This window comes from Bradyrhizobium sp., from assembly GCF_036735945.1.
Classification (GTDB): domain Bacteria; phylum Pseudomonadota; class Alphaproteobacteria; order Rhizobiales; family Xanthobacteraceae; genus Bradyrhizobium.
In genome coordinates this window covers 1-11,344 of the sequence record NZ_DAINNI010000141.1, presented here as the reverse complement: position 1 = coordinate 11,344, position 11,344 = coordinate 1, and the positions used below count along the sequence as shown (strand labels likewise).

At 64.8% G+C, this 11,344-nt stretch carries 12 protein-coding genes and 1 pseudogene; 7 read left to right on the top strand and 6 right to left on the bottom strand.

Going from position 1 to position 11,344, the window contains the following annotated elements; genetic code table 11:
* Together V7E26_RS26285 and rpoD are read left to right on the top strand one after the other, a co-directional pair.
* Positions 1-1,103: toprim domain-containing protein (locus V7E26_RS26285; protein WP_324421917.1), on the top strand; the 1,103-nt coding region annotated here is incomplete at its 5' end.
* Positions 1,104-1,485: 382 nt separating this feature from the next.
* Positions 1,486-3,597 carry an RNA polymerase sigma factor RpoD gene (gene rpoD, locus V7E26_RS26280; protein WP_324421915.1) on the top strand — a complete coding sequence of 704 codons (2,112 nt, stop codon included), beginning with the start codon at positions 1,486-1,488 and terminating at the stop codon, positions 3,595-3,597.
* 177 nt (positions 3,598-3,774) lie between these two features.
* On the opposite strand, the gene V7E26_RS26275 is transcribed toward rpoD, so the two are convergent.
* The gene (locus V7E26_RS26275; RefSeq protein WP_324421913.1) at positions 3,775-4,011 is read right to left on the bottom strand and encodes a hypothetical protein; all 237 of its coding nucleotides are present in this window, start codon (positions 4,009-4,011) and stop codon (positions 3,775-3,777) included.
* A 209-nt stretch (positions 4,012-4,220) separates the two neighbouring features.
* On the opposite strand from V7E26_RS26275, the gene V7E26_RS26270 reads away from it, so the two are divergent.
* The 3 genes from V7E26_RS26270 to V7E26_RS26260 are packed head-to-tail and all read left to right on the top strand — an operon-like array spanning position 4,221 to position 5,201.
* Positions 4,221-4,631, top strand: a complete 411-nt coding sequence (locus tag V7E26_RS26270; protein WP_324421911.1) for an ester cyclase — start codon at positions 4,221-4,223, stop codon at positions 4,629-4,631.
* A gap of 2 nt (positions 4,632-4,633) precedes the next feature.
* Positions 4,634-4,804, top strand: a complete 171-nt coding sequence (locus V7E26_RS26265; protein WP_324421909.1) for a hypothetical protein — start codon at positions 4,634-4,636, stop codon at positions 4,802-4,804.
* 16 nt (positions 4,805-4,820) lie between these two features.
* Positions 4,821-5,201: a thiol-disulfide oxidoreductase DCC family protein gene (locus V7E26_RS26260; RefSeq protein ID WP_324421907.1), complete on the top strand. Its 381-nt coding sequence runs from the start codon at positions 4,821-4,823 to the stop codon at positions 5,199-5,201.
* Positions 5,202-5,252: 51 nt separating this feature from the next.
* On the opposite strand, the gene V7E26_RS26255 is transcribed toward V7E26_RS26260, so the two are convergent.
* A complete protein-coding gene (locus V7E26_RS26255; RefSeq protein WP_324421905.1) occupies positions 5,253-6,830 on the bottom strand; it encodes a hypothetical protein in 1,578 nt (525 codons plus the stop codon).
* Between the two features lie 59 nt (positions 6,831-6,889).
* On the bottom strand, positions 6,890-7,834 hold the full coding sequence (locus V7E26_RS26250; protein ID WP_324421903.1) for an OmpA family protein: 945 nt from the start codon (positions 7,832-7,834) through the stop codon (positions 6,890-6,892).
* Between the two features lie 258 nt (positions 7,835-8,092).
* Here V7E26_RS26250 and V7E26_RS26245 point away from each other — a divergent pair, with 258 nt between their 5' ends.
* Positions 8,093-8,848 carry a lytic murein transglycosylase gene (locus V7E26_RS26245; RefSeq protein ID WP_324421901.1) on the top strand — a complete coding sequence of 252 codons (756 nt, stop codon included), beginning with the start codon at positions 8,093-8,095 and terminating at the stop codon, positions 8,846-8,848.
* Positions 8,849-9,011: 163 nt separating this feature from the next.
* On the opposite strand, the gene V7E26_RS26240 is transcribed toward V7E26_RS26245, so the two are convergent.
* Positions 9,012-9,536, bottom strand: coding sequence for a hypothetical protein (locus V7E26_RS26240; protein WP_324421899.1), 525 nt, complete (start codon positions 9,534-9,536; stop codon positions 9,012-9,014).
* 91 nt (positions 9,537-9,627) lie between these two features.
* Complete coding sequence (locus V7E26_RS26235; RefSeq protein ID WP_324421897.1) at positions 9,628-9,975, bottom strand: hypothetical protein; 348 nt, start codon at positions 9,973-9,975, stop codon at positions 9,628-9,630.
* A 150-nt stretch (positions 9,976-10,125) separates the two neighbouring features.
* On the opposite strand from V7E26_RS26235, the gene V7E26_RS26230 reads away from it, so the two are divergent.
* Positions 10,126-10,947 carry a lytic murein transglycosylase gene (locus V7E26_RS26230; RefSeq protein WP_324421895.1) on the top strand — a complete coding sequence of 274 codons (822 nt, stop codon included), beginning with the start codon at positions 10,126-10,128 and terminating at the stop codon, positions 10,945-10,947.
* Between the two features lie 106 nt (positions 10,948-11,053).
* Here the strand turns inward: V7E26_RS26230 and V7E26_RS26225 are convergent.
* Positions 11,054-11,344 (bottom strand): annotated as a pseudogene (locus V7E26_RS26225) (acetoin dehydrogenase); the annotation flags it as partial.

The window sequence follows — 11,344 nt, the reverse complement described above, 5'->3', positions numbered from 1 at the left end:
CGGACGAGCCGATCCTCTGCTTCGACGGCGACCGCGCCGGACAGAAGGCGGCGTATCGCGCCGCTGATCTGGCGCTTCCCCATCTCGCGCCGGGCAAGAGCCTGCGCTTTGCGCTGCTGCCGGAAGGGCAGGACCCCGACGATCTCGCGCGCGCCGGCGGCCGCATGGCGATCGAGGAAGTGATCTCGGCGGCGCGGCCGCTCGCCGACATGATCTGGACGCGCGAGATCGAGAGCGGCACGTTTGCGACCCCCGAGCGGCGCGCTGCGCTGGAAGCGCGCATCAACGAACTCAGTAACGGCATCCGCGACGAGGTCGTGCGCCGCTACTACCGCCAGGATCTCGCCGAGCGCCTGCAGCGCACCTTTGCCCCCGATACCGGCCGAGGCGGCTATGGCCGGGGCGGCTTTTCCGGCCGCGAATCACCCCGCGCCTTTGCCCCCCGGGGCGGTGCTCCAGCCGGCCGATTCGCTTCCCGCGGCAACCGCCTGCCGGGGGCGGCTCCCGGCCTCGCCCCCGGTCCCTACCAGGCGGCAAGCCCGCAACTGGCGGCGAGCCCGATCATGCGGGGACAGCGCAGCGCGATGTCCCGCCGCGAGGCGCTGATCCTGCAATCCCTGATTAGCCATCCCTGGCTGTTGCACGATCATCTGGAGGAGGTGGCCGCGCTGGAACTGGCGCATGGCGAGGCCAACAAGCTCCGCGCCGGCATTATCGCGGCCTTCGCCAACGATCATCACCATTCCCCTGACGTCGAGGAGCAGGCCGAGAAGATGCGCGCCGACCTCGATGCGCGCGGATTAGGCGAGATTCTTCAACGGGTTGAGCGGGCGATCACGACCGCGGCGGTGTGGGGCGCAAGGCCGGGCGCGGCGCGCGAGGACGTTTTGGCCACCTGGCAGCAACTCGTTGTCTTGCATCAGAAAACGCACGCCCTACTTAGGGAGAGGAAAGATGCCGAATTGGCGTTGGGCGAAGAGCCCAGCGAGGCCAATCTGGCATGGTTGAAGGACGTCAGCGCCCGACTGGAGTCGCTCGACGGCACGGAAGCCCTGATCGAGGGGTTTGGCGAGCTTTCGGGCCGGTTCCGGAAGAGCGTTTAGGACGATAAAAACAATTGCGGATGGCGGCGGCCGTGCCCGCAAAAAGACTCGCCAAATCCATGGTTTGGCGGCAAAAACAGGGTTAAGCGAAGCTTAATAGTCCGAAGGTACTTAACCAGCGAGGGGCGTTTCGGGCTATTGGCATGACACCGGCGATAGCGGGGTTTATGGGGTGGCGACGGTCTGCGCCGCCCTTTGCGCGTCGTCCGCATGCGGATACTCAAGGGGCACAGGCGTGGTCCGGGCATGGATCGCGCGCTAAGAGCAAGGATCTAGCGGGTTGGCTTTTCAAACGAAAGACATCCTGCTGTCGACTTCAGTAATTCAGGAGTGGATGACGCAGGGCGTCGTCCCGCATGAGCGCGTTTCGGGAGCTTGATGAATGGCCACCAAGGCAAAGACGCTGCAGGTTAAGGACAAGGAAAAAGACGACAAGGCAGCGGACGCCCCGGAGAAGGATGCCGCCGACGCGCCGTCGCCGTTGCTCGATCTCTCCGACGCCGCCGTCAAGAAGATGATCAAGCAGGCCAAGAAGCGCGGCTTCGTGACCTTCGATCAGCTCAACGAAGTGCTGCCCTCCGACACCACCTCGCCCGAGCAGATCGAGGACATCATGTCGATGCTCTCGGACATGGGCATCAACGTCACCGAGGCCGACGACGAGGGCGAGGAAGAGGACAAGGATTCCGCCGACGACGATACCGACAACGAGCTCGTCGAGGTCACGCAGAAGGCCGTCACCGAGGTCAAGAAGTCCGAGCCCGGCGAGCGCACCGACGATCCCGTCCGCATGTATCTGCGCGAGATGGGCACGGTGGAATTGCTGTCGCGCGAGGGCGAAATCGCCATCGCCAAGCGCATCGAGGCCGGCCGCGAGGCGATGATCGCGGGCCTCTGCGAGAGCCCGCTGACCTTCCAGGCCATCATCATCTGGCGCGACGAGCTCAACGAAGGAAAGATCTTCCTTCGCGACATCATCGATCTCGAAGCGACCTATGCCGGCCCCGACGCCAAGAACAACATGAACCCGGCGCTGATCGGCGCGCCCGCCGCCGACGGCCAGGCCGCCAATGGCGAGGCCGCGCCCGCCCATGTCGCGCCGCCGGCCGCTCCGCCGTCGCCGACCCCGTTCCGCGCCGCTCCCGGCGGTGAAGCGGATACCGAGGAAAAGGATCCCGCCGAAGCCGCCGCCGAAGGCGACATGGAAGAGGACGAGTTCGAGAACCAGATGTCGCTTGCCGCCATCGAGGCCGAACTGAAGCCGAAGGTGGTCGAGACCTTCGACAAGATCGCGTCCGAGTACAAGAAGCTGCGCCGCCTGCAGGAGCAGGACATCGCCAACCAGCTGCAGAGCGAGTCGCTGTCGCCCTCGCAGGAGCGCAAGTACAAGAAGCTGAAGGACGAGATCATCGTCGAGGTGAAGTCGCTGCGCCTGAACCAGGCCCGCATCGATTCGCTGGTCGAGCAGCTCTACGACATCAACAAGAAGCTGGTCTCGTTCGAGGGCCGCCTGCTGCGCCTCGGCGACAGCCACGGCGTCGCGCGCGAAGACTTTTTGCGCAACTACCAGGGCTCGGAGCTCGATCCGCGCTGGCTCAACCGCGTCTCGAAACTGTCGGCCAAGGGCTGGAAGAACTTCGTCCATCACGAGAAGGACCGCATCAAGGAGCTGCGCGGCGAGATCCAGCAGCTCGCGGCGCTCACCGGCCTCGAGATCGGCGAATTCCGCAAGATCGTGCACGGCGTGCAGAAGGGCGAGCGCGAGGCCCGTCAGGCCAAGAAGGAAATGGTGGAAGCCAACCTTCGCCTCGTGATCTCGATCGCCAAGAAGTACACCAACCGCGGCCTGCAGTTCCTCGACCTGATCCAGGAAGGCAACATCGGCCTGATGAAGGCGGTCGACAAGTTCGAGTATCGGCGCGGCTACAAGTTCTCGACCTACGCCACCTGGTGGATCCGGCAGGCGATCACGCGCTCGATCGCCGACCAGGCCCGCACCATCCGCATCCCCGTGCACATGATCGAGACGATCAACAAGATCGTGCGTACCTCGCGCCAGATGCTCAACGAGATCGGCCGCGAGCCGACCCCGGAAGAGCTCGCCGAAAAGCTCGGCATGCCCCTGGAGAAGGTCCGCAAGGTCCTCAAGATCGCCAAGGAGCCGCTGTCGCTGGAGACCCCGGTCGGCGACGAGGAGGATTCGCACCTCGGCGATTTCATCGAGGACAAGAACGCGATCCTCCCGATCGATGCGGCGATCCAGTCCAACCTGCGCGAGACCACCACGCGCGTGCTGGCCTCGCTTACGCCACGCGAAGAGCGCGTGCTGCGCATGCGCTTCGGCATCGGCATGAACACCGACCACACGCTGGAAGAAGTCGGCCAGCAGTTCTCGGTCACCCGCGAACGCATCCGCCAGATCGAGGCGAAGGCGCTGCGTAAGCTGAAGCACCCGTCGCGGTCGCGGAAGCTGCGGAGCTTCCTCGACAACTAGTTCGTCTGATGGCGTATACATTCGAATAAAAACGGCGGGCGAAAGCCCGCCGTTTTTATTTTTGATCCGACCCTTGCGCCGTCATTGCGAGCGTAGCGAAGCAATCCATGTCTCCGCTTGCCGCGCGATGGATTGCTTCGCTACGCTCGCAATGACGAGGGGCGGCGCAGCGCCCGCCTACTTCTTCTTCGCGCCGACCCGGCTGATGCTCTTTATTTCGAGCACCGGGCGGCCACTTTTCTCGGCGATTTCGCGATCCTGTTCCATGATGAAGGCGCGCGCCGGCTCGTCGCCGTCGAGCCCGCCGAGCAGTTCGGAGGGCACGCGCCGGTTGGAGCGCTGGGTATCGTCTTCATAAACGATGTTGAAAAAGGCGAATTCGCCTTTGGGATTGGTTCCGGGTTTCTTGGCCATGGCGGGCTTGTCCCCGATCCCAACTTCGCTGTCAAAGCAAAATGGCGGGTTCCGGCGATGGCCTGCCTTGCGCGCGGCGCGTGCATCGGCAGGTCGAATACATCCCGTATTTCATGGAGATAGGCACGGCACTTCGCGCTGCAATCCGCTTGAACCTTGCACCTCGCGCCGTGTCTAACCTTCATCCCATCCTGAAATACGAAAGCCTCATGTCCGTCTCGTCCCCCGAAGCCAACAAGGCCCTCGTCCTCGCCCATTACGACGCCGTCACCAACCGCCACGATCCCGATGCGATCCGCGCCCAAATTACCTCGGACTTCTTCGACCATGCCGCCAACGCCGCGATGACCGCCGACCAGGTGATCGCGCATTCCGCCGCGCTCCACGCCACCTTCGGCGAACTGAACGCGGTCTGCGAAGGCATCATCGCGGAGGGCGACACCGTCGCCGCTCGCGTGGTCTGGCGCGGCGTGCACAACGGACCCTGGCGCGGCATTGCGCCGACCGGGAAACGCATCGAATTTCGCGGCATGACGTTCTGGCGCATCCGCGACGGCCGGATCGCCGAGCGCTGGGCGGAAGTCGATTTCGCCTCGCTGGAAAGGCAACTCAAGGGCTGAAGATGACGCCGACGGCCGCTTCCTGCCAAAACAGCGATTTCAAGCCGGTTTTGATCGCCGGCTGTCTCGCCATGCTGGCAGTCGGCGACAACTCTACCGCGATCATGGCCGGGCTTCCCGACATGAAGGCCAGCCTGCAGCTTGGATTCCGAACAGACATCACGTCGTGGTAGGCTTGCCATCGCCGACATGCCCACTCCCCGTCTCACCGTCTGGTACAACACAAGCTGCCCCGTTTGCGACGCCGGCATCGACTGGCAGCGCAACAGGTTGCTTGCGGCGGTGCGCGCAGGGAGCATCGCATTCAAGGATATCAACGAGCAGCCCGACGCGCTGGCGCATCATGGCGCAGATATCGACGATATCAGGCGCCGCCTGCACGCCACCGATGAGAACGGCCGCCTCATTGTCGGTGCCGATGTTGCCGTCGCATTGTGGCGCCTGACGCCGGGCGAGGGGTGGATTGCCAAACTGTTCGGCAATCGCGTGGCACTGCCGTTCACGCGGTTCTTCTATGATCGCTTTGCCGACCTGCTGTTTGCCTGGAACAAACGCAAGGGGCGCTGGTAGGTAGCACCTTCCGGCTGAGTGGGAGGGGCGCGAATCCCGTTCGAGACAAATTCAATCACATGCTGGATTTTCGGCATTCTCGATCGTGATGAACGTAATCGTGGCAGGCAGGAGCTCGATCGTGCCAGCGGACGATTTTACGCCGACAAGCTCTGGAAGACTGTCATTCGGCTGGAGTTCCAAGACCGTTCCATTCAGCTTCACGTCTGCGCTCTGCAGGTCATCTGCCGACAGCGTGTAACGCTCGCTGGCCACGGTCAATCGCAGGACGGCGGCGGTTGTTCGATCCGGATTGACGGCAAGCAGCGTAACGCCCCCGCGCGCGCCGCGCCGGCAATGCGCATAGAGGTGCATTCCCTCGTGCACGCCGGCATCGAGAACCGTCGTGCCCATCAGCCTGCGCCACAACAGCGCTGCCCAATAGTTCGGCCGCGGGCGGAACGCCTTCTCGTCGAGCAGGCCGTAATCGCTTGCCGCCAGCGTGTTGTGCGCCACTACCTGAACGCCGCTCCTGGCAAGCCGGCCAAGCTGATCGAGATATCGGAACGTATCGAGGAAAGTCGAAGCCCAGGGATCGCCGCCGCAGGCGGTCTCAGCGGTTTCGCTAAGCCACATCGGCTTGTCCGGCGCAAACTCGTCCCGCAGCGACTGGTAGAATGCGCGCGTGCGGTCGGTGCTCGAAAGCCAGCGTTCCGAAAGCGCGGCCTCCGGCGTGGCCTGGCCCGGATTGCCGGAGCATCGCTGCGACAGCGCGCCATAGTGATGATAGGAAAACGCATCGATGCCGGGACCCGATGCCGCGAGCAGGTCGCGCGTGTTGATGAAGTCGGGGCTGGACGGCGTCGATTGCATCGTCGTCGTCTCGCCGACCGAACCGGGGCCGAGGACGATCGCGTCAGGTTCGCGCGCCCGGATGAACGCAACGAAGGCCGCGAAGTCCCGCCCGTAGGCCGCCGCGTCGTAGCCTTGTGGCGCGCCGCCCATGGCCGCCAGATTCGGCTCGTTCATGAATTCGGCGGCGGCAATCCGGCCGCCGATCGATCGGGTGTAGGCAAACAGGCGACGGGCCTGATCGCTCTGCCATAGACCCGTGGCATCCCGGACTCCGGGACCCGTTGCCATCGAGGTCACGAGGTCGGCGTTAACAGCGCGGGCAAAGTCGATGACGGCTTTCCAGCGCTCGCGGCTGAGCACGGCACGGAAGCCGTCGGGCGGCGTCGCGGGCGGCACATCGCTGTCGGCAAAGTACGTGGTGTTGGCCCAGGTGCCGCTGACGCGCAGGTAGGCTGGGGCAAGGGCGGCGGCCAATGTGCGCAGGCGGGTGCTGGAGAGGTCGATGGGATTTCGATACTCATAGAGGTCGGGACTACCGCCCACCGGGACATTCGCGGCGTTGACCGCGCCTGCCGCCGTCGAAGCGCTCGCCCGGTAAGGCTTCCAGAATCGTCCGCCGGTGACCTCGACCATCTCGACGTTGTAGGATTGAAAGCGCTCGTCGATGGTGCCGAGGCGAGGCAGGCGCGAGGGGTCGACGGAAAGCGCCGGCGCCTGTGCGACCGCCGGCTGGCTTCCGGCCAGCGCAGCGACCGCAATTGCCATTCCGACTTTGAAACCACTGGACCTGGTCATGGCCTTGTCCTTGGCCTTGTCCCTGGCAACCAGGGCGGGCGTCGGCCGATACGCTGAAGTTACGGCGCCACCAGCTCGACGCGGCGGTTCAACGCGCGGCCGCCCTCATTGGCGTTGGAGCCGACGGGGGAGAGGAAGCCGACGCCCGCCGTACGCAGCCGCGCCTGCGCAATCCGAAAGTTCTTTACCAGCTCGGCGGCCACCGCCTCGGCGCGCCGGCGCGACAGATCGAGATTGTAGTCGTAGGCGCCCTGGTTGTCGCTGTGGCCGACGATGAAGACGCTGAGCTGCGGCTGGCCGGTCAGGAGTTTTGCGATCTGTTCGAGCGTCGGTCGACTTTCGGGTTTCAGCACCGCCTTGTCGGTGTCGAAATAGATGCCATAGAGCGCGATGTGGCCGGCCTCGCCGAGGCCCTTTGCCATTGCCGCCGCATCCACCATCTTGTTCTCGATCGCGCCTGTTACGACGACGACGAGCTGCGCATAGATATCGCGGTTGTTCTCGCTGACGATGATGCTGGCATAGGTCTCGCGGCCGCCTTCGGTCTTGCGTCCGGCAAAATAGCGGTAGTTGAACCCATCCACCCACATCTGCGGAATCGGCAGCGCGTCGACGGCTTCCGAAAAGGGAATGCCGCCGCAGGCATCGACGTCGCAGGCGAGCAGCGTTTCGAATCCGGCCTTCGCCAGTTGCGTCTCGAAATTGCGCGACACCTCCAGAATCGAGGGGCCGGGACTGGTGCGATAGGCGATCCTGGTGATGCGACCTTCCAGCCGTCGCGCGTCCGTGGGCTGCCCGTCCTTGAACACCGCGCCTTGCATCCGCGCCGCGTCGAAGTCCTTCACCTGATAGCCCGTGATCACGCTGCCGCCGAAGCGGCCGATGCCGGGATAGTCCTTGGCGCCGGCCACGTCGCGGGTCTGCGCGGCCGCGTTCGTCATCGCGCCAAGCGACAGGGCGAGCAGCAGGAGGAGCGGCCTGAACGGCGTGCACGATAGGCTCATGGGAATTCCACTTGTTCGAGAAATGATCGAGGGGAGCGCGGGATGAAGCATGACTTGTAAAGGTCGCAGCGGCAGGTCAGCCGGTTCAAATGGGCCGCAATGATGGCCGTTTTCGGGGAGATTTTGCGCGGGGCGCTTCGCCGCAACCCTCGAAGCGAAGCCCGGGACGTGCTAGAAGCCGATGCTTATTTGCAGTGCTCTCTCAGGAACGGCTTTTCCATGCTCCGCATCGCATTTGCTTTCAGCGCAACCTTGGCAATGTTCGCGTGCTTCGATTCCCGGGCCGAGGCCGCCACCTGCGGCAGCTCCGCCGCCGGATATTCCGCCTGGAAGCAGGAGTTCGCCGGCGAGGCCCGCGCCAAGGGCATCAGCGCCGGGACCATCCAGGCGCTGATGGCGACGAACTATGCGCAGGCGACGATCAATGCCGATCGCGGCCAGCGCAGCTTCAATCTTTCGCTCGATGCATTTCTGGCCAAGCGCGGCGCCACCACCATCGTGTCGAGGGGGCGGCAGTTGAAGAATTCGCAGGCCGCGCTGTTCTCCTCGATCCAGAGCCGTTACGGCGTGCCGCCGGGGCCGCTGCTGGCGATCTGGGGCATGGAGACCGGGTTCGGCAGCCAGCGCGGCAACCAGAACATGCTCGCCTCGATCGCGACGCTTGCCTACGACTGCCGCCGCTCGGCCTATTTCACCGAGCATCTCTACGCCGCGCTGCAATTGATCGATCGCGGCGCGCTGTCGCCCAGCCAGCGCGGCTCGATGCATGGCGAGGTCGGCCAGACCCAGTTCATGCCGAAGGCGATCTTGGCCTACGGCACCGGCAATCTCGAAAACTCGGCGAATGCGCTGATGTCGACCGCGGCGTTCCTGAAGGCCCATGGCTGGCGCGCCGGCGCCGGCTATCAGCCGGGCGAGGCGAATTTTGCCGCGATCCAGGCCTGGAATGCCGCCGGCGTCTATCAGAAAGCGATTGCGCTGATGGGCCGACAGATCGACGGCGGCGGCGAGTAGGGTCTATCCCCGTCGTCCCTGCGAAAGCAGGGACCCATAACCACCGGCGGGATTGTTGAAGCCAAGCCGTCGATAAGTCCGCTCTTACAAGACCGGCCGCGGCGTATGGGTCCCCGCGTGCGCGGGGACGACGCAGTCAGAGCCAAAAGCCAACTGACGCCACTCACGCCGCCGGCTTGACATCCGCGCCTGCGGCGCCGCGCGCTTGCTTCTGGCTCGCGAGAATGCTCTGCCACAGCGCTGCGACGCTCCGCTGCGTCTCCGGCGCGATGAGGCAATGTCCCTGATTGTCGAAGCCGCACAACTTTGCCGAGGCATCGCCGCGCACGCGCGCAAAAGCCTCGTTGATGGCCTCGAGGCATTCCACGACCTGGCTGATATCCTCCAGGCGCGTGTGATAGAGAATGTCGACCAGGCGAAACGCCATCACCGGCGGTTGCCCGAACGAAATGCCGGGGCGGGCGAATTCGAACAACACGTTGAACGCCGGCATCAACCCCTTGATCTCTGCCAGCACCGCGCTCGCCTCTTCGGTCGTACAGCCGACCAGATGCGCAGCTTGTGGGTGCTCGGCGGCGGGCGTGTTGGCCGCCAGTCCCAGCGAGCCGATCACTTGCTGTTCGATCCACTGGCGAACCGGTGTGGGGGCGTTGCGGATCTGGTCCGTGGTCAGGGTGATTCCGATCATCGAGGCTCTCCATTTTTGCTGATCCTAGGAAAGCCGGCGTGCGGAGCTATTGACGCGGATCAATCGCGCGGGTCGGAAAGCAGGAGGCCGCTCAGCGGAACCCCTTGGCCCGGACCACGGCCGCTACCCGCCGCAACGGCGGGCCGCCGCGCGTCCGGTCATCGGTGGCGCGGCCCATCGCCATGATCGCGGTGCCCATCGCGGTCGAGCCCAGCGTGACGACGAAGCCGAACAGCAGCAGCCCAAGCGCTGTTGCGGGCGAGGCGTCGGCGAAGATCAGATGGCGCAAGCCGCCCGGATTGAGCGCCAGCAGCCCGCCGACCAGGGCGGCGGCCAGCGCGATGCCGACGGCGAGGTTGATCGCGAGCAGGCGGAACAGCGGCACGCGCAGCACGCCAGGCCGCAAGGAATCCTCGTTCGAACGGTCGTCCTGGGTCACGGCATTTCTCCTGTGCACGAGGCCGAATATGTCTTGTGCATTCCATAGCATCTTCGCGTCACCGGCTCCATCCGGCAACGGTCTCGAATACGGATAGCGACCGTGCTACAACCGGCGCCGATTTGCTCCCCCTCCCGGAAATGGCTTCCCATGCTTTCGCTTCGTTTCGCCTTGGCCTTCTGCGCGTCCACGCTTGCCGCTCTCCTGTTCGCCACGCCCTCCCACGCCGCCCGTTGCGGCGGCGATTTCAGCGCCTTCATCGCGGCGATGTCGCAGGAGGCGGCCGCGGCCGGCGTCTCGCAGGCCGTGATCGGCCAGGCCTTTGCCGGCATCACGCCGGATCCGGCGGTGCTCGCCTTCGACCGCCGCCAGCGCGGCACCTTCAACAAGTCGTTCGAGCAATATGTCTCGACCCGCGTCGGGCCGGGGCGCATCAACATCGGACGGCAGATGCTGATCAAGCATGGTTCGCTGCTGTCGCGCATCGAGCAGAAGTTCGGTGTGCCGCCGGAGATCGTGGTCGCGATCTGGGGGCTGGAGAGCGATTTCGGCAAGGGCGACGTCGGCAAGCTGCCGGTCATCCGCACGCTCGCCACCATGGCGCATGATTGCCGCCGCACCGAACTGTTCCAGGGCGAACTGCTCGCCGCGCTCAAGATCGTGCAGCGCGGCGATCTGCCGCTGCGCGACCTGATCGGCGCCTTCGCCGGCGAAATCGGCCAGACGCAATTTTTGCCATCGTCCTACATCAAGTACGGCGTCGATTTCGACGGCAACGGTCACGTCGACCTCCGCCACAGCGTCCCCGACGTGCTCGCCTCCACCGCGAACCTGCTGCACATGAGCGGATTCAAGAACGGCGCGCCCTATGGCGAAGGCAGCGCGAATTTCGAAGCCATGCGCGAGTGGAACCGGGCCACGATCTACCGCAAGACCATCGGCTATTTTGCCGACAGGCTGGCGGGGCGGTAGCGGCGCTATCTCCCCGTCATTGCGAGCGGAGCGAAGCAATCCACCTATCCCCGGATTGCGACATGGATTGCTTCGCTCCGCTCGCAATGACGACGATAGAACTCCCTCACTTCCGCCCACCCATCTTCTCGATCCGCTTCGCCATCACGCTCCAATACGTCCCCGGGCGGAAGCGCTGCAGCAGGTCCATGAACTTCGCGTCGTTGCCGATCAGGATGCGCGGCTGGTTCTTCTCGATGCCGGCGATGATGCGCTGGGCCGCCGCCGGCGGCGTGGTCTTGGCGACGGCGTCGAAGCGGTCGATCGAGTCGGCGCGGCGCGCATTGTCGGTGATGCCGCTGCCGGTGCGCGAGTTGCGCACGATGTTGGTGAGCACGCCGCCGGGATGCACCACCGA

Excerpts from the sequence above, each read along its gene's own strand:
- V7E26_RS26275 (WP_324421913.1), bottom strand. The coding sequence starts at position 4,011 with ATGGCCAAGAAACCCGGAACCAATCCCAAAGGCGAATTCGCCTTTTTC.
- V7E26_RS26270 (WP_324421911.1), top strand. The coding sequence starts at position 4,221 with ATGTCCGTCTCGTCCCCCGAAGCCAACAAGGCCCTCGTCCTCGCCCAT.
- rpoD (WP_324421915.1), top strand. The coding sequence starts at position 1,486 with ATGGCCACCAAGGCAAAGACGCTGCAGGTTAAGGACAAGGAAAAAGAC.
- V7E26_RS26255 (WP_324421905.1), bottom strand. The coding sequence starts at position 6,830 with ATGACCAGGTCCAGTGGTTTCAAAGTCGGAATGGCAATTGCGGTCGCT.
- V7E26_RS26250 (WP_324421903.1), bottom strand. The coding sequence starts at position 7,834 with ATGAGCCTATCGTGCACGCCGTTCAGGCCGCTCCTCCTGCTGCTCGCC.
- V7E26_RS26265 (WP_324421909.1), top strand. The coding sequence starts at position 4,634 with ATGACGCCGACGGCCGCTTCCTGCCAAAACAGCGATTTCAAGCCGGTT.
- V7E26_RS26245 (WP_324421901.1), top strand. The coding sequence starts at position 8,093 with ATGTTCGCGTGCTTCGATTCCCGGGCCGAGGCCGCCACCTGCGGCAGC.
- V7E26_RS26260 (WP_324421907.1), top strand. The coding sequence starts at position 4,821 with ATGCCCACTCCCCGTCTCACCGTCTGGTACAACACAAGCTGCCCCGTT.
- V7E26_RS26240 (WP_324421899.1), bottom strand. The coding sequence starts at position 9,536 with ATGATCGGAATCACCCTGACCACGGACCAGATCCGCAACGCCCCCACA.
- V7E26_RS26230 (WP_324421895.1), top strand. The coding sequence starts at position 10,126 with ATGCTTTCGCTTCGTTTCGCCTTGGCCTTCTGCGCGTCCACGCTTGCC.